This window comes from Bordetella holmesii (assembly GCF_020735985.1).
Taxonomy (GTDB): domain Bacteria; phylum Pseudomonadota; class Gammaproteobacteria; order Burkholderiales; family Burkholderiaceae_B; genus Bordetella; species Bordetella holmesii.
Window position 1 is genome coordinate 1,791,464 of record NZ_CP085973.1, and the last position, 18,834, is coordinate 1,810,297.

Consider the following 18,834-nt stretch of genomic DNA (forward strand, 5'->3'; position numbering starts at 1 on the left):
CCTTTTGCAGTGAGACAGCGTTCAAACCGCCGGTTGATCCGCGTCAACGGGCGGACGGGCTGCCGCCTGCAAATTACGCCAGGCCTCATAAATGAGGCCTGGGTCATTTTGAGCCAGACGGCCGGGATCGGAAAGCAGGCGTCGCCAACTGCGGGCCCCACTCTGGTTGTTGACCAGACCCAGCATGGGGCGAAGCATCACCCGCAACGGAACGCCCCGTGCAATTTGCCGCGCGGTGTACTCCACCATGGCATCGACCACTTGGGCATCGCTGGGCAGACGGGTAGACGGCCATAGACGCAATGACACCTCGGACAGCACACGCGGGGTATGCCAGGCAGCCCGACCGAGCATGACACCATCGAAACGGGCGAAGGCTTGCACCGCCTGCCCGGCGTCGGCCAGGCCGCCGTTGAGCACGATCACGCAATCCGGAAAGTCCCGTCTCAACTGCTCGGCCACGTCGTAGCGCAGAGGCGGAATCTCGCGATTGTCCTTGGGCGACAGACCTTTGAGCACGGCATTGCGTGCATGCACGACGAAGACCCTGCACCCGGTGGCATGCAGCTTGCCCACGAAGTCACGTACAAAGGCGTATGAGTCGTCATAGTCGAGCCCCAGCCTGTGCTTGACCGTCACAGGAATGCCGACGGCATCCTGCATGGCTTTGATGCAATCGGCCACCAGATCGGGCTCGGCCATCAGGCACGCCCCGAAAGCCCCCCGCTGCACGCGTTCCGAAGGACAGCCACAATTCAAGTTGATTTCGTCATAGCCCCATTGCTGGCCCAGCCTGGCCGCCGCCGCCAGGGCCGCGGGTTCACTGCCGCCCAACTGCAGGGCAACGGGATGCTCGGCGTCATCGAAATCAAGGTGGCGCTCGACATTGCCATGCAGCAAGGCTCCGGTGGTAATCATCTCGGTATACAAACGAGCGTGCGGCGCCAGCAGCCGATGAAAAAAGCGGCAATGGCGATCTGTCACATCGATCATGGGCGCGACACAAAGTCGCCAGTCAGGCGCAGTCAAGACCAAATCTTCCGGGCTTAAGGTAAGAGAAGCCATTATTTTACGGCCCCGGGCCCCATCCGCCCGAAATCTACCGGGGGCGTGGTCTAAAATTACTTTGCCTGAAGCATCTGGCAGCCGTCGCCCCTTCCTCCATCCCGCATCCAACGCTCATCAATGGCCGTTTTCACTCCTGTATCCGACCAAGACGCCCGCGCCCTGCTCGAGACCTATGACATTGGAGAACTCATCTCCTTGCGAGGCATTACCGCCGGTATTGAAAACACCAATTTCTTTCTGCACACGACGCAGGGAGAGTACGTGCTGACGTTGTTCGAAGTGCTGACTCAACAACAACTGCCGTTTTACATCGAACTGATGCATTACCTGGCAGAGCGCGGCATACCCGTGCCACAGCCCCAGACCCTCAAAAACGGCAGTCGCCTGACCGCCCTGCACGGAAAACCCGCTGCCATCGTCAGCCGCCTGCCTGGCGGCTACGAACCGGCCCCCGGCGCCCTGCACTGTGCCCTGACGGGAGCAACGCTGGCGCGCGCACACAAGGCAGGAGCGGATTTTCCGCTGCGCCAACCCAATCTGCGCGGCTTGACCTGGTGGCAGGAAACCGCCCCGAAAGTCATGCCCTTCCTGACTCCCGAGCAAACCTGCCTGCTCAACGAAGAGTTGCAAGCACAACGCACCGCTGCTGCTGAGCCCGAACGCTCCGAGCTGCCTGGCGGCCCTGCGCACTGTGACTTGTTTCGGGACAACGTACTATTTGCCGGCACCTTCGACAGCCCCCTGATGGGCGGATTTATCGATTTTTACTTTGCGGGCTGCGACACCTGGCTCTTTGATGTGGCGGTTGCTGTCAACGACTGGTGTATCGATCGGGACAGTGGAGAATTCATCCCCGAGCTAGTGCATGCCTGGCTGGCCGCTTATGCCCAGGAGCGGCCCTTTACCGACGCCGAGCGACGGGCATGGCCCCTTATGCTACGGGCGGCGGCCTTGCGGTTCTGGCTCTCTCGCCTGTACGACTACTTTTTGCCCCGGCCCGCACAGACGCTCAAACCTCACGATCCCCGCCATTTCGAAAGAGTGTTGCAAGCGCGCCACCGCGGCGTGCTGCCGCCCTTGCCCTGACAGCTACGACACACATAATTGGTATTGAACAAGCCATCCGTCCCCTGCGAATCTACGAGACCTATGCAAGCAGCAACCCTACCCGCGTCCTCTGGCTGGCAATGGGTAAGAGACGGGCTGAGGATTTTCTCCAAGCAGCCCCTGCCCATGTTTTTCTGGGCCATGACGCTCAGCCTGTTTGTGCTGTTCGCGACTCTGACCCCTCCTGTCGGGCCGTTATTGTTCGTCGCGCTGATGCCAGTTTTCACGCTGATGACGCTGTCGGCCTGCAAGCACATTGAGGCCGGCAGGGTCATGCTACCTTCAATGTGGCCCAAGCCGCTACTGCGTCCCGGGGTTTTTCGCAAACTTTTTCTCATGGGGCTGCTCTACGCCGGTCTGAGCCTTGCCGGAGGCTTGCTGGCCTTTCTACCTTTCTGGTCAGACCTGGCCGAAGGGCTGCGCGCCGTGCAGATCGAGCAAAACATCATGCCCTTCGTGGCCGCTGTCCGCATCCCGCTGTTTTTGTTCACTATTATCTATGTAACCATCGCTGCGCTGTTCTGGCATGCTCCGGTTCTGGTGGGGTGGCATGGCCTGCGCCTGGTGCAGGCACTGTTCTTCTCCGGCGTGGCATGCTGGCGCAACAAATGGGCCTTCCTGGTCTACTGCGCTGTCTGGATAATGATCTTTCTGTTTATCGACCTATGTGCCGGCCTGCTGGTGTCCCTGGGAGTGCCCGCCTCGGTCGCCAACATTGTCCAGATTCCCATTAATGTAGCTGCCGCAGCAGTGCTCTACAGCAGCTTCTACCCGGCATATACCTCCGTCTTCGGCATCGAGGAGACCCACACTGGTCTCGACCACGGCGACAGCGCCGCGGCATAAGGCCCAGCGCCAGGGGTTGAGCCGCCGTGCCTTCAACACCTGGCCCTCGCGGCCGATAAACCATACCGCCACAGGATAAGCCATGCCTAAGCTGTGCACGGCATGGCAGGGCCGGATCAACAGGCCGCTGCGTGCGCCTAGCGCACGTCGACGGCCCAGCAAACCCAGCAGTCGGCGCGGCCAGGTGCATGCGAGGACCAGACGTAAGCGGTCAGCGGAGAGCCTTTGGCCAGTCGCGCGGCGCTCCGGAATCACATGGCATCCTGCGGCAACACACCCATGAACAATGGAAAGCCGAGGATGAGAAATGTGCAGGGAAACATGCAGCTAACCAACGGCAACAGCATTTTGACCGGTGCACGCATGGCTGCCTCTTCGGCGCGCTGAAAGGCTTCCTCGCGCAATTGGCTGGCCAGCGAACGCAGCATCGCGCCAGTACCGCTACCCAGGCGCTCGGCCTGAACCAAGGCGGCCACCCACGCATGCACCCCATCGACGTCCAGCTTGGTCGCCAAGGCCTCCAACGCCTCGCGTTGCGAGCGCCCGGCACGGACTTCGTTAAGCGCCAAGGACAATGCCCGCGTCAGGGGCCCCGGCGGACAATAGCGCGCAGCCAGATACATGGCCTGCGTCATGCCCTGCCCCGCCTCCAGGCACAAGGTCATCACATCAAGAAGAAAAGGCAGATCCAGCGCGATGCTGCGCCGGTTCGCGCACACCTTGCCACGCAGGGCCAATATCGGCAGGCTGGCGCTGATCAAGGCCGCAAAGGTGATGCCTGCGGCTAACGCAGCACGGCTAATGCCTGACGGCATCAGGCCAATGACCAGCCCACCGGCAATCAGGCCCACACCGCCTCCGAGGGCCATTCGCGCGGGCAACCAACCCGCCGGCAATTGCGCAGGCAACCCTGCCATCAGGTTCAGCCGCGCAAGGCGTTCCCGGGTACGCCACCCCAGCAGCCCTTCCAGCCGACGCGCCAAATGCCAAGACAACGCCCAGGCCCATCGCTGAGTTCGCGCCAGTTCAGGAAAGGGCAGCGGCACCTCCTCTTTCGTAGGAAAAAGCCCACGTAAGGCCAGCACGCAACAAACCGTCCCGGCAGCGGCCAACCAACTTGCTGCGTTCATGCGGCCGCCCCCAGAATGCGCCGAATCAACAGCCACCCAAGCGCCTGCAGGCCGACGATGACGGCCAACACAACCCATCCGGTTTCCGATTGTCACAACAACGCCATTTGCTGCGGGCGCAGCAGATAAAGTACCAACCCCAGCACCACGGGCAGCGCACTGAGCACCCAGGCTTGCATGCGCCCTTGCGCCGTGAGCGCGCGCAGCCGGCCCTGGGCCAGCAATTGCCCCCGCAACGCGTGGGCAATTCCTTCGAGCGCTTGGGCCAGGTTACCGCCTGAGGTGCCGGCGACCCGGAAGGCAGCAGCCAGCAAATGTACTGCAGGCAGGTCGGCACGTTGCTCCAAGCGCCGCAGGGCGTCGTCAAAAGCCACACCTATACGTTGTTCGCGCAGCATCAGGCCGAGCTCCTGCGATAAAGGTGCCTGGCTCAGGTTCGCCAACTGACGCAAGGCGATCGGCAAGCTCGCTCCTGCTTTCAAGGCCGCCGCCAGACTGAGCAATGCGGCTGGAAGCTGAGCTTGCAAGCGTTGCAATCGCCGCTTGCGCAAACGTTCCAACAGTAATGCCGGCAAACGCCAACCGAGACCGGCACCCAACCCAACCATCGCCAACGGTGCCCCCGCCAGCAGCAGCAAGCCGGATGCCAGGCATGCGCAAGCCATTGCCATGCCCCAGAGCTGCTGCGGATCGAAGAACAGAAACACCTCCTGCAGCCCAAGACGAGCGTCATGCATGTAGGTATCCCGATAGCGCTGCCAGGCGGGTTCGACGTTGCGCTGAATCTGCCACGCCAACAATCCCGCGGAAACCATCGCCAACAACAGGGCAAGCAATGGCGTCATCATGAAAAGCCCTGCTCCGCCTGCCAGCATGCCCACTCTGCCGCCGCAAAGCCACTCTGCGGCTCATAGCGAAAATGCTCCTGCAGTTGAATCGTGCCACTTTCTATGCCGCACACCTCGGCAATGGCGACGATGCGCCGGACCCCGTCAGCGCCTCTGGCCTGCTGCACGATGAGATCGATGCAAGCGGCGACATACTCGCGCAGCGCCAGCATGGGCAACTCCAGCCCCGCCATGAGCACCATGGACTCCAAACGGGCAAGCGCATCGCGCGGCGAATTGGCGTGGAGCGTAGTGAGCGAACCCTCGTGGCCGGTATTCATCGCCGTCAACATATCGAAGGCCTCCTTGCCTCGGCACTCTCCGACGACGATACGGTCGGGGCGCATCCGCAGCGCATTGCGTACGAGGTCGCGGATCTCGATCGTTCCCCTACCCTCCAGATTGACCGGTCTGGCCTCGAGCGCAACCAGATGCTCATGCGACAAACGCAACTCTGCGGCGTCCTCTATCGTCACGATGCGTTCCTGCTCCGGAATGGCGCTAGACAGCACGTTGAGCAACGTGGTTTTGCCGGAACCGGTGCCCCCAGCGATCAGGATGTTGCGCCGCCGCCTGACGGCCTCCTGCAGGAAATGTGACCTGCCCCCAGATTTAGTACGGCACCGACATAGAGCCCAGGGGTAAAAGACCTTCTTTCTGATGAGCCTGCACGAATTGCGCCGGCGTTAAATATCCGAGCGCGCTGTGAGGCCGATCGGTGTTGTACTCGACTCGCCAGTTTTCGATCAAGCTTTTAGCCTGTCGCAGGGACAAGAACCAGTGCTCGTTAAGGCATTCGTCGCGGAACTTGCCGTTGAAACTTTCGATATAAGCGTTCTCCACCGGCTTACCCGGCCGAATAAACGACAGCTTTACGCCTGCTTGGTAGGCCCAGGCGTCCAAGGCTCTTCCGGCGAACTCTGGCCCGTTGTCCACGGTAATAGATCGCGGCAGGCCACGCATCTCCGCCAGCCGTTGCAGCACCATGGCAACACGCAGTCCCGGCAACGACGTATCGACCTCGATGGCCAGGCATTCGCGAGTGTAGTCATCGACGATAGTCAAACAGCGGAATCGGCGGCCATAGGCTAGGCCGTCGGCCACAAAGTCCATTGACCAACTCTGATTCGGCGCGATTGCCGCTGGGCGAACCACGCGCTCGGTCGCCGCGATTCGCTTACGCTTTCGTTTTCGCACGCTTAACCCTGCCAGACTGTACAGCCGCCAGATTCGCTTGTGATTTGCTTGCCAGCCTTCGCGACGTAAGAGCACATGGATCCTCCGATAGCCGTAGCGTCGTTTCGCCACTGCCATCTCTTTCATGCGCTCGGTCAGCGCAGCATCGCCTGAGCGTGTGCTCTCGTAGGCAAACAGCGACCGCGAAATTCCTACCAGCCCACAGGCCCGGGTAACACCCATGCTGCGCTCGGTCATTAATGTCCTGACCGCCTCGCGTTTGGCCTGCGGGCTGACTACTTTCGGCTTAGCAGATCCTGAAGCGCCGCCTTGTCCAGCATCGACTCGGCCAACAGCTTCTTGAGCTTGTTGTTCTCCTGCTCCAGCTCCTTGAGCCTCTGAGCGTCCGACACCGTCATGCCACCGAACTTCGCCTTCCAGTTGTAGTACGTTGCCTCGGAGATTCCGTGCTTGCGGCACAACTCTGCGGGCTTGGCACCTGCATCGGCTTCCTTGAGCACGCCGATGATTTGCTCTTCCGTAAATCGTTTCTTCATTGCCATTCCTTTGGGAACGGACTCTACATCGATTTCGTACTAATCACGGGGAGCAGGTCACGTTGACCATGATCTCAGAGATGGAGGAGTCCTCCAGCAAAGGCTCCAGAGCGCCGAGCCCGACCGCCTCATCAAGCACACTTTTGCAAAGGGAGACTCGGTCAACCGTTTCAGGAACAGCCACCGCACTCTCTTTCAGCAATCTGGCCAACAAGCCAGAGGCCTCCTGCCTTAGCGCGCCGTCCGACATCGAGGCCACATCGCGTCGGCGCAGATCAAGAGCCTGGATCAGCGCTTCGTGCAACGCAGCCCGGCAGGCCTGCCACGTTTCCGACGCGTCATCGATCTGAACAGAGCCTGCCGCGACATCTGCCGGCGTCGGAGGCGGCGGTGAAAGACGCAACCGGCAAGGGCCGATCACGATGGTGTCGGCGGCGACCAGCGGGCCGTGCATCGCCACCCGCGCGCCGTTGACGAAGGTCCCGGCCAAGCCGCCGAGATCCTCGATGATCCAGCCGTCCGGACCTTGAAGCAGCCGAGCATGCTCACGCGCAACACGCCAATTGGCTATACGCAAATCACAGTGCGCGGCGCGTCCGATCAAAACTGGCGCTGATAAGGTGAGGCGTTCAGCCCGGCCGTCTTCGTACTGCAACTCCAACATCATGGCGATACCCCTTCTCGAGATCCGGCCCGTGAACGTGCGTTCGGGTCACTCCACTGCGAGTTCGCCCACGCCGGTCGCGGCCCGTCGGGCGACGGTGCAGGGCTATCCGACAATATCTCCGCAGGTTCGGTAAACACACGCCGCAGCAACTGATTGCCACGCGCAGCCTCCTGGGCAAGAGCGGGATCGTCTGGCTTGACTATAGTGGGCGTGACGAAGATAGCCAGCTCGGTATCACGGGCCTGCTCGCGGCGAGTCCCGAATAGCGCCCCCACTATAGGCAATTCACTCAGCCAAGGCAGGCCACCTGTCTGCTGGGTGCGTTCGCGGCTCAGAAAGCCGCCAAGCACCAACGTCTGCCCCGATGGCAGGTTGAATTCTGTCGTGGCACGACGGGTACGCATGGCGGGTCCGGCCGGTACAGTGATGGTCGGGTCGATGGAACTGGCTTCGACCTCGATGCGTGAGCGTATCGTCCCGCGCGGATCAATCCTCGGAGTGATCGTCAGAGCTACCCCATAGGGTTTGAACACGGTAGCACCTTTGCCCTCGCCATCGGCACTGGGATAAGGTATCTCCCCTCCCGCCAGAAACGATGCCGCAGAACCACTTCTAGCCAGCAGCCTGGGACGGGCCAGAAACACTGCCTCACCGCGCTGGGCCAACGCCTGCAGGCGCGCACCAAGCGAAGCATGCAGCCCCGTCCACTGGAGGCTGCCCCAAGGACCGTTGGCCGCCGAGCCAGCTGACTGTGGCGAGGTGGACTCCCAGACCAAACCAAGCTCCGACAGCCGGGTGCGCGGGAGTTCCACCACCTGAACGTCCAGCAGCACCATTTGCTCCCAGCCGACGTCGCCGGTGAGATCCAGAACCTCCGGATAGCGTGCCGCCAGCGCCGTGAGTCGTTGTTTGTGCTCATCGGACAGGCCTGCCCCCTCGATGACAATCTGATGTCCCACGACACTGAATCGTAGTTGCGGCATACTGGCCAACAGACTTTCGACCTCTGCACGCATCTGCCCGAATCCGGCAGGCATGACCCGCACGTCATATGCCCTGACGTTTTGCTTGTCCGTCCATACATGGACCGACGAGACACCCTCCTTGCGAGCAAAGAGAATGACCTCCCGTGCGTCGACCGCTTGCGCCTGAATCACTTGACCGCTGCCCACGGCAATACGAGTCAGACCTGGTGCCGGCAGGACATGGGTTTGACCGACCTCCATGAGAATTGGCTCGGCAGCCGAAACTCGCGCCGGCATCACCATCAGGTTGACCGCCAACACCAAGATGGCTGGCAGGCCGGCAGATGCCGCTGACAAATGAGTGCGGATGCGGCACAGAACTCGATGTAGCATCACGGCCCCTCCGGCATGAGGATGGGGAGGTTTTGATGGCCATCCCCATAGAGAACCGGAATTGCCCCGTTGGCTTGACGCTGTAGGCCGAGAATATCGCTCAGTTCTCCTGCCGGCAGTGCCGGAGCCGTCATATCTTCGGGCGCGCGAAGCGCCAGTGTCAGTGCCCCCACCTGGCGCGCTGCGATGATACGCACAGCATCCGCGGAGCTAACCTCCAGAACAACCTGGCCACCCTGAAGTCCGGGAGCAGCGAGCACGCGACTGTTTTGCAACAGCGGCAATGTCAGCCGTTTGTCGTCGTGCGTAAGCGAGACATAGATATCCAGATGATCGCCTTCGCGCATGTCTGGAGGAGCCTCGGCCAATTCGCGCAATGGTAGGGTCAGCGCCCGTTTGCCGGCTGCCAGACGCGCAGAGGTAGCCGGTTGTTCGTCCTCCAGATCAGCGCGAAGAATAGGCTGCCCAGCAGGCACGGCTATTCTCAGCCGCGAGCCGATCACATCCTCCAGGTCGTCCGGACCCAACGATTGAACCGATGCCCAGGCAGTTGGAATGTCACGTTGGGCCAGGTCCTCGACCTGCAGCACATGGCCGGCGGGTAAATCAGCCCAGGCGACCACCCTGGCCACGGTGGGAACCTGGTTGCGGCGTTGCAGGTCACGCTCTTTACTTTCGATGTGTGCCTGCACGGCCCACGCTGCCCCGGCCCCGCATATCACCGCCAAGACCCACACGCCCCGCCCCGACCACATCAAGGACTGGTATCTGCCAATCAGGCGCCAGGGGAATCCACCAGCTGCTCTGGTTTGAGAGGACTCAGTCGTCATGACGTACCAGAACAACACCGCTGGCCAGTCCAGAATCGCCATCCAGGGCGGTCAAGAAACTCTCCAATCTTGATCCCGAACGGGTCCACGCCTCTTGAGTCGGAGCCGATTGCCATCCAGAGGCGTCGAGCGCCGAGTGCAACCATCGACGTGCGTCGGCCAGCACCATCGGCAACTTCCATACGGACAGCGTTACGTGATCTTCCGCGTGAACGTGCAGGAGTTCGGCCGGCGCGCGCAAAGACTCGATGTTAGGGACATCGGCCGTTTGCCGTGCACACAAGCGCGACTGGCTACCCGTCGTGCCACCCGAGTCACGCTCACGCAAGCTCAGCATCACCTGGCAGGGGCCCTCTTCGTGAACCACCAGAGTATGGCCGGGCCACACTGCCATCACTGGAGTGTGCTCAGGCGAAACAGGGATCTGCTCCAATACGGCAGTGATGTCTTGGGACGAGTCGAAGTGTCGCCACTCCAGGCGACTACCGGTCGAAAGCGTCAGAGACATCGCCGGCCGAGCAGATAAGTGAGGCAACGCGGGCGGCGTTGGCATAGAACGTGCCGCAGACGCGAATAAGACAAGCATAGCGAGAACACCAGCACGAGGTGGGGCTGCCATCAGTGCTTACCCAAGGCACGCGTTCCAGCCACGGTTACGTCCGCCCATGGCGATAGCCAATCCGTGCTGATCCGCCGCTGCCCCCACGGATGATCAAGACCCGCCAGGGCTTTATCCAATCTACTAGCCTGGCGCAAGGAAACCGCCGCGCTGCCGCGCCAACCAAGTGTCGAACGTTGTAGACGTTGTTGCGTGGATGTCGCCCCGCTGGAATGGCCGGCACCCGCTGACACGACGGTGTACCGCTCAGGGTTTCCTTGGCCGGCCCAGGCGCGCACGGCAGCCCATCGTCCGGGCAAGTCCAACCAATCACGAGCCAGTGTACGAGCGTCCGCAGAAATTGCACTGTCGTGGGCCTGTGCCACCTCGAGCACGGCCAGATGCATGCCCTCATCCTTGGCCGGAGGTGTGTGGGCACGCGCCAACGCAAAGGCCCAGTGCCGGCTGGACTGCGCGGCCTCCAGAACGGCCATGCGCATAGAGGACAACTCCTGTACACCTATCCACAAGAGTGCCATCGCGCCGGCCACCACCAGCATTTCAGGTAACGCCTGGCCACGCTGCCGGTAGCGTTGCTGCCAAGACCGGCAACTGCGCCTGGGCCATGACCTCGTTGCCGCGCAACCCAATTCGGGTTGGGGCATATCCGCATCAATCAGGAGCAACTGCTGTTTGTCCGAGGGTTTGATCAATCGCAATTTGCGCGATCGAGATGGGCGCGGCACGCAAGGACGCCGGTGGTAAGAGGGTCGCTTGAGCATTACGGTGTGGCTCCGGTACGCAGGGCAGGATCCGCAGCCAGACGGGCCTGCCAGTATGGACGAAACAAAGAGGGCAGCTCCGGCGTGCCCATGGCAGACGGAGGTGGGGCGAAATAGGTCTCTGCAACGCTACTGCGCACCAGAGGACGCGTCCGCCACCAGGCGTCGTCGCGGCCCAACCAGGAAAGGCGCCATTGCTGCCCCAGGTCGGACACCGCCAACGACGTCCGCAAGTTCAAGCGGAATCGGGATTTGGCCTGTTGCAAGCCCTGTGGCGACAGGCCCAGAACGTCCGGCAGGCCGGCACCGGCGGCGGGAGCGTAGCGATCGCGTACAGCGTAGGAACTGGCCAATGGATTATTGCGCCAGGCGCGGGCATGCAGACCGGAGTGTTGGCTATACCAGCGCCAGAAATCCTGAGAAGAGAACTCAGTCAGCGGCCGCTCGACGTAATGCCGCCCACGCTGCCAACGAGTGGATCCCGTCGTGGCCCAGCCCATCGGGTACTCACGGAAGTAGCACCCTATCCATCGGTTGCTGCGCAGCGCGTGAAACGACAAGGTATCGCTTGCTCCCCAGCGACCCTGCGCATCCAGAAAGGTGTGGCCCCGACGGCGCAGTTGGTGCCGAGTATTGGGACATCGCAGTTGGACGATCCAGGCACTGGCCCAGGTCAGATCACGAGGACGCAGAAAAGCAAACCGCCGGGTGACGACGTGAGTCAGGGCCTCGATCCCTTGGCCATCGGAAGGAGACTGCCATGACAGAAGACGTGGGAAAGTGTCGTCGCGCACCTGCATGGCAGGAACTCCTGAATGGCTTGACGTTGATGACACATAGTTGGCCTGAAGCACGCGCTGCATATGAGCGTCTCGTAGCGACGTCATCTGACGCCATTGCTCGCGAGCCACTTGGGCCAAAATGCGGTGAACGACTGCATCATGCCGTTGCAAAGAGGCCTGTAATGCACCGGGTCCGTAGGAATAGGGCGCCGCCCTCGACGGGAAAACCCCATAGGACCGAGCGAAACGCGGACCAAACAGTTTGGCGATCAGAAACGCCGGCGGGTTACCTATTGCCCGCCGAGTTGACTGCGTCTGTCCCAGCTGATGCCAGGAAACCAAGGTGACCAGATGCGCCATGGCCACCTGATGCGCCAACTGCGCACGATGGATATAGGCCAGCAGATTGAGCTGGCGTGCCTGCATCAGTGCTCCGCTGTAAGCCACGGCATCGGCGACATGCGTCAGCCGCGCGCTAGCTGTGAACTGTCAATAGGTTGTATTCGTCCAGGTTGAGTCTGGAGATGGGTACAGCGCGCCCGATGCCTTGGTGGGGTCGATGCCAGTTGTAGTGGTGTAGCCAGGATTTCATGGCATCGGCTCGGTGTTGGGAGTTCTGGTAGGTGTGAGCGTAAGCCCACTCACGCAAGGCCGACTGGATGAAGCGTTCGGCCTTGCCATTGGTCTGTGGGCGGTAAGGTCGGGTAAAGCGGTGCTTGATGCCCAGCTCATGGCACAGCGCGGCGAAGGCGCGGCTGCGAAAGGCCGAGCCATTGTCGGTGAGCAAGCGCTGGATGGTCACGCCCAGGCGCTGGTAGTAGGCCACTGCGTCCTTGAGGAACTGGACGGCGCTGGGGAAGCGCTCGTCGGGGTGGATGTCGGTGAAGGCCACGCGGGCGTGGTCATCGATGGCCACGAAGACGAAGTCCCAGCCGGCCCCCTCAACGGTATCGCGTCGGTTGCCCGTGACCCGGTGGCCAGGGCGCTGGATACGTCCCAGCTTCTTGATGTCGATGTGCAGCAGATCGCCGGGGGCCTGATGCTCGTAGCGCACCACCGGCTCGGCCGGCTCCAGGTCGGCCAGGTGCGACAGACCGGCGCGGGCCAGGACGCGGCTGACGGTGCTGGCTGACACGCCCAGCGCCTGGGCGATGCGCGCTTGGGTCAGCCGCTTGCGGCGCAGCTCCACGATAGCCAGCGCCTTGGCCGGCGCAATCGCTCGGGGCGAGACCGTCGGGCGCGAGGACGCATCGGCCAAACCCGCCTGGCCCTGAGCCAGGAAGCGGCCCAGCCATTTGCGCACAGTCGGCGCGGTGACCCCATAGGCGCGGGCCGCTTCAGGCACACAAACTTGATGGGCGATCAATTGCTGGACCATTTCGAGGCGACGTAGGAAGGTCAATCGGGCATGCTTATGGGTGTTCATCCGGCCGGGCTCCTTGAGTGAACTGGGGGGTTGGCGATTTCCAGTTTCTCAAATCCGGTTCGGATGAACCATGCATACAACCTATTGAATCTTCACAGCTAGCGCTGGCCATGCGTGCAGTCCAATGTGCCGCTATCCAAGCACCCAGCAATAGGCCGAGGATCAGTATGCCCAGAATCAAGGCCTGCCCGCGCTGGGCACCATGCATGGCAGAGGTACGTTTCACTTGCTGCCCGCGTTACCCGTGAAGGATTTCAGCGTGCGCGCTTTGGCCTGCGTGGCGGCTTTACCGGCTGCCCCCTGCGCCTGCTTGACCTGGGCGGTGCCGTCTTCGCCGGAGAGCTCGCGCGCCATGGCGGCCGTCTGGGCCCGCAAGACCTGCCCGAAGTATTGGTAAACCGCGATGGCTGCAACGGCGACCAGCGCGACAACGATGATGTATTCAGTCATGGCCTGACCGGCCTGACGTCGTTTGGGCTGCATGTGGCACCTCGTACTCAAGTTTCACGAGATGCCAGTCTGAATATGTCCGCAGGCAGCAACAATTCGCATAAACCGAGGAGCATATAAGCATCCTGCCGTCAGGCTTATGGCCGCGCTCGAGTGGAGTATATTGGTCTGGACGGTCGACCTGCCGGCCGTCGATCGAGTGCTTGACCCCGCACGATGTCCGGCTCGCCGGACAGTAGCATCCGAATCAGCCGCGGCGGTGCCCGGCAGAACCTCTTGGGGGCTGGGAGTTCAATGAAATCGCGCGATTTTTCATCCTGGATATGGGGCGATGCCCTAGCGCTGATGCACCATGCCGAAAGAATGCAGCGGCAGGTCCTGCAGTCCGTCCAGGCCGCTGCGCACGCCTGGGAGCCGCCCGTGGACATCGTCGAGAGCGACTCGGCGGTACTGGTCATCGTGGCGCTGCCCGGTGTCAGCGCCGATGACGTCGTGGTGAGGTTCGACCCGGAAGGCATCACCGTGACGGGCCTGCGCCCGATTCCTACCAATTACACGCATCGTATCCATCAACTGGAAATACCTTACGGTCAGTTCCAGCGTCGCATCCGCCTGCCCTTGCATGCCCTCGAGCCGGTCACACCGCGCCTGGCCGATGGCTGCCTGTTTCTCACCCTGAACAAGCTTAGGGAGATCCCATGACCGACCCGCGCACGTTGCCCGAAGATGCGCGCATCATCATTCCGCTGCGCGATGCGGTGCTTTTTCCCGGGGTACTGACGCCTGTGACCGTCGGCAGACAAATCTCCGTCGCCGCCGCTCAAGAGGCAGTCAAGACCGAACGCCCCGTGGGATTTCTCTTGCAGCGCGACCCGCAAAAGGATGAGGTGCAGCCCGCAGACCTGTATTGGGTCGGCACGCAGGGCCCCATCGCGCGTTACATCACTGGACAGGATGGAGCGCATCACCTGCTCGTTCAGGGGCAGAGCCGGTTTCGGGTGCTGGAGTTCCTGGAGGGTTGGCCCTTCATGGTGGCGAGGGTCGCTCTGGTCGAAGAGGCCACGGCCGACAATAGCCAAGTCGAGGCGAGATTTCTCCAGTTAAAACAGCAAGCGCTGGAGGCCATCACCTTGCTGCCCAATGTGCCCGACGAGCTTGGCGGTGTCGTGCAGGGCATAGAGTCGCCCACTCTGCTGGCCGACATGGTGACCAATCTAGTGGACGTCAAGCCCGCGGAAAAACAGGCGGTGCTCGAGACGTTCGATCTGGCCCAGCGCTTAGATAAAGTCATCGGCCTGCTGGCCGCCCGCATCGAGGTGCTCCGTCTGTCCAAGGAAATCGGCGAGCGAACCCGTGCTCAGTTCGATGAACGGCAGCGAGAGACCCTGCTGCGAGAGCAATTGCGCCAAATCCAGAAGGAGCTCGGCGATACCGAAGACACCGCGGCCGAACTCGAACAACTGAAAACAGCCATCGAAGCTGCAGGGATGCCGCAAGACGTATTGCGCCATGCGCGCAAAGAGTTCGGCCGTCTGCAGCGCATGGGAGAGGCCAGCGGCGAGAACGCCATGCTGCGCACCTATCTGGAGTGGCTTACCGAACTGCCCTGGAAACAGGAGCCCCAGCAGCCGATCGACCTGAACGACGCACGCAAGATCCTGGACGACGATCATTTTGGTCTGGACAAGATCAAGCGCCGCATCCTCGAGTATCTGGCAGTGCGCAAGCTCAACCCTGATGGACGCAGCCCCATATTGTGCTTTGCTGGTCCTCCCGGGGTGGGCAAGACGTCGCTGGGGCAATCCATCGCGCGGGCAACCGACCGCGCCTTCCAGCGCGTCGCCTTGGGCGGCGTGCATGACGAGGCAGAAATCCGTGGCCATCGCCGTACGTATCTCGGCGCGTTGCCGGGAAATATCATTCAGGCCATGCGCCGCGCCGGCACAAATAACGTGGTGCTGATGCTCGACGAGATCGACAAACTGGGTGCGGGCGGATTTCATGGTGATCCGGGCAGTGCCTTGCTCGAAGTGCTAGATCCTGAGCAAAACCATAAATTTCGCGACAACTACCTGGGCGTGGACTTCGACCTGTCGCATGTCATGTTCATCTGCACTGCCAACGCGCTGGATACGATTCCAGGGCCATTGCGCGACCGGATGGAGATCATCCAACTGCCAGGCTATACCGCGGAGGAAAAAGTCCAGATCGCACGGCGTTATCTGGTCGAAGGCCAACTGCAAGCCAATGGGCTGCAGCCCGCGCAGGTGGACATCAGCGACGCGGCACTGACCGAGATCGTAAGCAATTACACACGCGAGGCCGGCGTACGCAACCTGGAACGCGAAATCGGCTCGACACTGCGACACGCTGCCATGCAGATTGCCGAAGGCAAGGCAGAACACGTATCTATCGGGACCTCGGACCTGCCAGCCATTCTTGGCCCTCAACGTTTCGAAAACGAGGTGGCACTACGCACCAGCGTGGCCGGTGTAGCCACTGGCCTGGCCTGGACACCCGTGGGCGGGGACATACTCTTTATCGAGGCAAGCAAGGTACCGGGCAGCGGGCGGCTCATTCTTACAGGGCAGTTGGGTGACGTCATGAAAGAGTCGGCACAGACGGCGCTGACGTTGGCCAAAACCTGGAGCGGCGAATCACTGGACAAGTTCGACATCCATATCCACGTGCCTGCCGGCGCCACTCCCAAGGATGGCCCCAGCGCCGGCGTGGCGATGTTCGTGGCGCTCGCGTCATTGCTAAGCGACAAACCCATCAGCGCCGAGGTAGCCATGACAGGTGAAGTCAGTCTGCGCGGGCTGGTACTGCCCATCGGTGGAGTCAAGGAAAAGACACTTGCCGCGCTGCGCGCAGGTATCAAGGTGGTGATGCTCCCCCGGCGCAATGAGCGCGATCTGGAGGACGTCCCCCCCGAAGCCCGCCGCAAGCTGCGTTTTGTTCTGCTGGATCGGGTCGAGGACGCGCTCAAGTGCGCCATCGAGGGCCCCGGTCAAGCTGACAGCATGCCGCAGACCTGAGCGGACTACGCCGCCAGCCTGGCCAGCTCGGTCTTGAGCTGAATCAGGCTTGGCGTGACAATGGGCAGGAACGCCGCTTCGCGCCATCGACGAGCAAACCCATTGCCGTCGCCGTGCAGATAGGCCTTGCCTCCACTGGTCTGCAACTCGAGCTCGACGGCCTGCTGAGCAGTTTCGGCAAGTGCAATGCGCAGTGCGAACAGACGCGCAGGGTCTGTGATGAACCGCTCCTGTCTGACGCCTTGTACCAAGTCCGCCGTCAGTCCCTGCACGCGAGCGCTCAGCGCTTCCCGGGCGTCGGTCAACACGCCTCGGTGACCCATTGCGGCACCGAGGCTGGCTCGGGCTATGCCGATCGCGAACCCGCATTGCAACCCGACCAGTACCGGACGCAACCCTGGCAGGATCTGGCGAGCGTCTGGATGGATGAGATCGCCTGGCATCAGGGGCAGGTCGGCCAAAGCAAGGGCGCACGTGCTGCTGGCGCGCAACCCTAACAGCGGTAGATCGTCATGCCGGGTAAGGCCCTGCACATTGGAATGCAAAGCCACGATGGCCATCCCACCTCCCGGGACTGCTGTCGCGGCCGTAGCCAGAAAACCTCCGGCACGGGCATTGGTAATCCAGTCGACCTGTCCGGAGAGCGCCCAACCCTCGGCGGTGTCCTCGGCCTGGATACGCACGCTGTCAAAACCGCTCAGGGATTTGATCGCGTTGGACAGGCCCGAGGCGCCAGCCAGCCTGCCTGAAAACAGCTCCGGCAGACTCATGGCAGCCAATTGATCATTGGTGCCACGCAACAACGTTTCAATGACGACTCGTTGTGCCCAAGCGACAAAGGCCGCCGTCAACGAGTACGAGGCCAGTTCGGCGATGGCTTCGATAGCATGCCCGATGTCACTGTGGGCACGGCCGCCTTTGTCTGCCGGCACACCCAGGCCGAAAATGCCCTCGGCAGCCAACCGCGGCAGCAGTTGCGCTCCGAGCGCAGCGTCGCTATCCAGCGCTTCGGCATACTGGCTCAACCAGCCTGCCAGCTCAGGCTTCACGAAGCGATCGCACGCACGCATAAACGCTCCTTCACTAAACACCACGCCCTGGTTTTCGGTCAAATCCGCCCCTGAGAACATGGCAAGCTGCAACCCTCCGCGTGCGGAAGGTTGCGGCGAAAGCCAGTTTATTTCTCGGCGGCGTGGGTGATGGCGTTGCCCGCCCGTGACATATCCTTGCCCATGCCGGCGACGGTATTGCAGCCTTGCAGCACAAAGCCGAACGCCACGAAGGCGGTCAGCACGATCTTGCTTCGCATGGTCGCTTCCTAGCTCAGGCGATGCGCAAGCGCAGCTCGCCCAGGCCATCGATGCCGCCCACGATCTCATCACCCTGGACCACGGCGCCGACTCCTTCGGGAGTGCCGGTGAAAATGATGTCGCCGGGTTGCAGTTCGAACAAGGTGGACAGGAAGGCGATGCTTTCGGGGATATTCCAGATCATCTGGGAGATGTCGCTGGATTGCTTGCGCTCGCCGTTGAGGTCGAGCCAGATGGCGCCGCTGTTGAGCGTGCCGACCACGCTGCGAGGATGGATCGGACCTATAGGCGCGGAGAAATCAAAACCTTTGCCCACTTCCCATGGTCGGCCCTGCTTCTTGGCTTCACCCTGCAGGTCGCGACGCGTCATATCCAGGCCCAGGGCATACCCCCAGACACATTCATTGGCCTGATCGACCGGAATGTCCTTGCCTCCTTTGGCCAGAACCACAACCAGCTCCATCTCATAATGCAGATTGGTGGTGCGCGGCGGATAGGGTATGGAGCCGATATCGCCGTCGGGAACGAAAACAATGGCGTCAGCCGGCTTATTGAAGAAAAAAGGCTCTTCACGTCCGGTGAAACCCATTTCTTTGGCGTGTTCGGCGTAGTTGCGCCCCACGCAATAAACACGGCGCACCGGAAAGCTGGCATTGCTTCCGGCCACGGGCACCGCCACAGCCGGCGTGGGGGGAATGACATATTCCATGATCATTAAACCTCTGTGAACGCATGGCCGGCTGTGCCGGCTAACACTGACAATGCGCGAGTTTATCCGGTTTTGCAGGAGCTTCATGCTTCAACCAGCTGTCAACTGGCAAG

At 61.7% G+C, this 18,834-nt stretch carries 19 protein-coding genes and 2 pseudogenes; 4 read left to right on the forward strand and 17 right to left on the reverse strand.

Annotated features, from left to right (window positions below):
• Window positions 1–21 precede the first annotated feature (21 nt).
• On the reverse strand, window positions 22–993 hold the full coding sequence (gene dusA / locus LK440_RS08550; protein WP_005013599.1) for a tRNA dihydrouridine(20/20a) synthase DusA: 972 nt from the start codon (window positions 991–993) through the stop codon (window positions 22–24).
• 192 nt (window positions 994–1,185) lie between these two features.
• Between dusA and LK440_RS08555 the strand changes: the two genes are divergently transcribed.
• On the forward strand, window positions 1,186–2,154 hold the full coding sequence (locus LK440_RS08555) for a homoserine kinase (RefSeq protein WP_005013598.1): 969 nt from the start codon (window positions 1,186–1,188) through the stop codon (window positions 2,152–2,154).
• A 63-nt stretch (window positions 2,155–2,217) separates the two neighbouring features.
• On the forward strand, window positions 2,218–3,021 hold the full coding sequence (locus tag LK440_RS08560) for a BPSS1780 family membrane protein (RefSeq protein WP_025341428.1): 804 nt from the start codon (window positions 2,218–2,220) through the stop codon (window positions 3,019–3,021).
• Window positions 3,022–3,030: 9 nt separating this feature from the next.
• On the opposite strand, the pseudogene LK440_RS08565 reads toward LK440_RS08560, so the two are convergent.
• From LK440_RS08565 to LK440_RS08625, 13 genes and pseudogenes are all read right to left on the reverse strand, one after another.
• Window positions 3,031–3,276 (reverse strand): annotated as a pseudogene (locus LK440_RS08565) (DUF192 domain-containing protein); the annotation flags it as partial.
• Window positions 3,273–4,151 carry a type II secretion system F family protein gene (locus LK440_RS08570; protein WP_227944804.1) on the reverse strand — a complete coding sequence of 293 codons (879 nt, stop codon included), beginning with the start codon at window positions 4,149–4,151 and terminating at the stop codon, window positions 3,273–3,275. The gene LK440_RS08570 and the pseudogene LK440_RS08565, both read right to left, overlap by 4 nt.
• 92 nt (window positions 4,152–4,243) lie before the next feature.
• Window positions 4,244–4,999 carry a type II secretion system F family protein gene (locus LK440_RS08575; RefSeq protein WP_005013595.1) on the reverse strand — a complete coding sequence of 252 codons (756 nt, stop codon included), beginning with the start codon at window positions 4,997–4,999 and terminating at the stop codon, window positions 4,244–4,246.
• Window positions 4,996–5,637 (reverse strand): annotated as a pseudogene (locus tag LK440_RS08580) (CpaF family protein); the annotation flags it as partial. The pseudogene LK440_RS08580 and the gene LK440_RS08575, both read right to left, overlap by 4 nt.
• A 13-nt stretch (window positions 5,638–5,650) precedes the next feature.
• Window positions 5,651–6,771 (reverse strand): IS3 family transposase gene (locus LK440_RS08585; RefSeq protein WP_101557886.1). Its coding sequence is split into 2 segments (ribosomal slippage): window positions 5,651–6,519 and window positions 6,519–6,771, totalling 1,122 coding nucleotides; the frame shifts between segments, so codons are not numbered across the junction.
• A 43-nt stretch (window positions 6,772–6,814) separates the two neighbouring features.
• The gene (locus LK440_RS08590; RefSeq protein WP_005013592.1) at window positions 6,815–7,438 is read right to left on the reverse strand and encodes an FHA domain-containing protein; all 624 of its coding nucleotides are present in this window, start codon (window positions 7,436–7,438) and stop codon (window positions 6,815–6,817) included.
• The gene (locus LK440_RS08595) at window positions 7,435–8,796 is read right to left on the reverse strand and encodes a type II and III secretion system protein family protein (RefSeq protein WP_005013591.1); all 1,362 of its coding nucleotides are present in this window, start codon (window positions 8,794–8,796) and stop codon (window positions 7,435–7,437) included. The genes LK440_RS08590 and LK440_RS08595 overlap by 4 nt, the downstream gene beginning before the upstream one ends.
• Entirely contained in the window at window positions 8,796–9,488 is a 693-nt protein-coding gene (cpaB, locus tag LK440_RS08600) for a Flp pilus assembly protein CpaB (RefSeq protein WP_230580931.1), read from the reverse strand. Before cpaB ends, LK440_RS08595 begins: the two co-directional genes overlap by 1 nt.
• Before the next feature lie 127 nt (window positions 9,489–9,615).
• Complete coding sequence (locus LK440_RS08605; RefSeq protein ID WP_227944805.1) at window positions 9,616–10,134, reverse strand: pilus assembly protein; 519 nt, start codon at window positions 10,132–10,134, stop codon at window positions 9,616–9,618.
• Window positions 10,135–10,244: 110 nt separating this feature from the next.
• Window positions 10,245–10,937, reverse strand: coding sequence for a pilus assembly protein (locus tag LK440_RS08610; protein ID WP_227944806.1), 693 nt, complete (start codon window positions 10,935–10,937; stop codon window positions 10,245–10,247).
• Window positions 10,938–11,005: 68 nt separating this feature from the next.
• Window positions 11,006–12,214 (reverse strand): hypothetical protein, encoded by a 1,209-nt coding sequence (locus LK440_RS08615; RefSeq protein ID WP_005013587.1) that lies wholly within the window; start codon window positions 12,212–12,214, stop codon window positions 11,006–11,008.
• A 49-nt stretch (window positions 12,215–12,263) separates the two neighbouring features.
• Window positions 12,264–13,214 carry an IS481-like element IS481 family transposase gene (locus LK440_RS08620; RefSeq protein WP_005012067.1) on the reverse strand — a complete coding sequence of 317 codons (951 nt, stop codon included), beginning with the start codon at window positions 13,212–13,214 and terminating at the stop codon, window positions 12,264–12,266.
• Between the two features lie 222 nt (window positions 13,215–13,436).
• The gene (locus tag LK440_RS08625) at window positions 13,437–13,697 is read right to left on the reverse strand and encodes a hypothetical protein (RefSeq protein WP_005013586.1); all 261 of its coding nucleotides are present in this window, start codon (window positions 13,695–13,697) and stop codon (window positions 13,437–13,439) included.
• Window positions 13,698–13,958: 261 nt separating this feature from the next.
• Between LK440_RS08625 and LK440_RS08630 the strand changes: the two genes are divergently transcribed.
• Together LK440_RS08630 and lon are read left to right on the forward strand one after the other, a co-directional pair.
• Window positions 13,959–14,366, forward strand: a complete 408-nt coding sequence (locus LK440_RS08630) for an Hsp20/alpha crystallin family protein (RefSeq protein WP_005013585.1) — start codon at window positions 13,959–13,961, stop codon at window positions 14,364–14,366.
• Window positions 14,363–16,702, forward strand: a complete 2,340-nt coding sequence (gene lon, locus LK440_RS08635) for an endopeptidase La (RefSeq protein WP_005013584.1) — start codon at window positions 14,363–14,365, stop codon at window positions 16,700–16,702. Before LK440_RS08630 ends, lon begins: the two co-directional genes overlap by 4 nt.
• A gap of 5 nt (window positions 16,703–16,707) precedes the next feature.
• On the opposite strand, the gene LK440_RS08640 is transcribed toward lon, so the two are convergent.
• The 3 genes from LK440_RS08640 to LK440_RS08650 are packed head-to-tail and all read right to left on the reverse strand — an operon-like array spanning window position 16,708 to window position 18,721.
• Window positions 16,708–17,832 (reverse strand): acyl-CoA dehydrogenase family protein, encoded by a 1,125-nt coding sequence (locus LK440_RS08640; RefSeq protein WP_005013583.1) that lies wholly within the window; start codon window positions 17,830–17,832, stop codon window positions 16,708–16,710.
• 47 nt (window positions 17,833–17,879) lie between these two features.
• On the reverse strand, window positions 17,880–18,011 hold the full coding sequence (locus tag LK440_RS08645; RefSeq protein ID WP_005013582.1) for an entericidin A/B family lipoprotein: 132 nt from the start codon (window positions 18,009–18,011) through the stop codon (window positions 17,880–17,882).
• 14 nt (window positions 18,012–18,025) lie between these two features.
• Window positions 18,026–18,721: a fumarylacetoacetate hydrolase family protein gene (locus LK440_RS08650; RefSeq protein ID WP_005013581.1), complete on the reverse strand. Its 696-nt coding sequence runs from the start codon at window positions 18,719–18,721 to the stop codon at window positions 18,026–18,028.
• Window positions 18,722–18,834 lie beyond the last annotated feature (113 nt).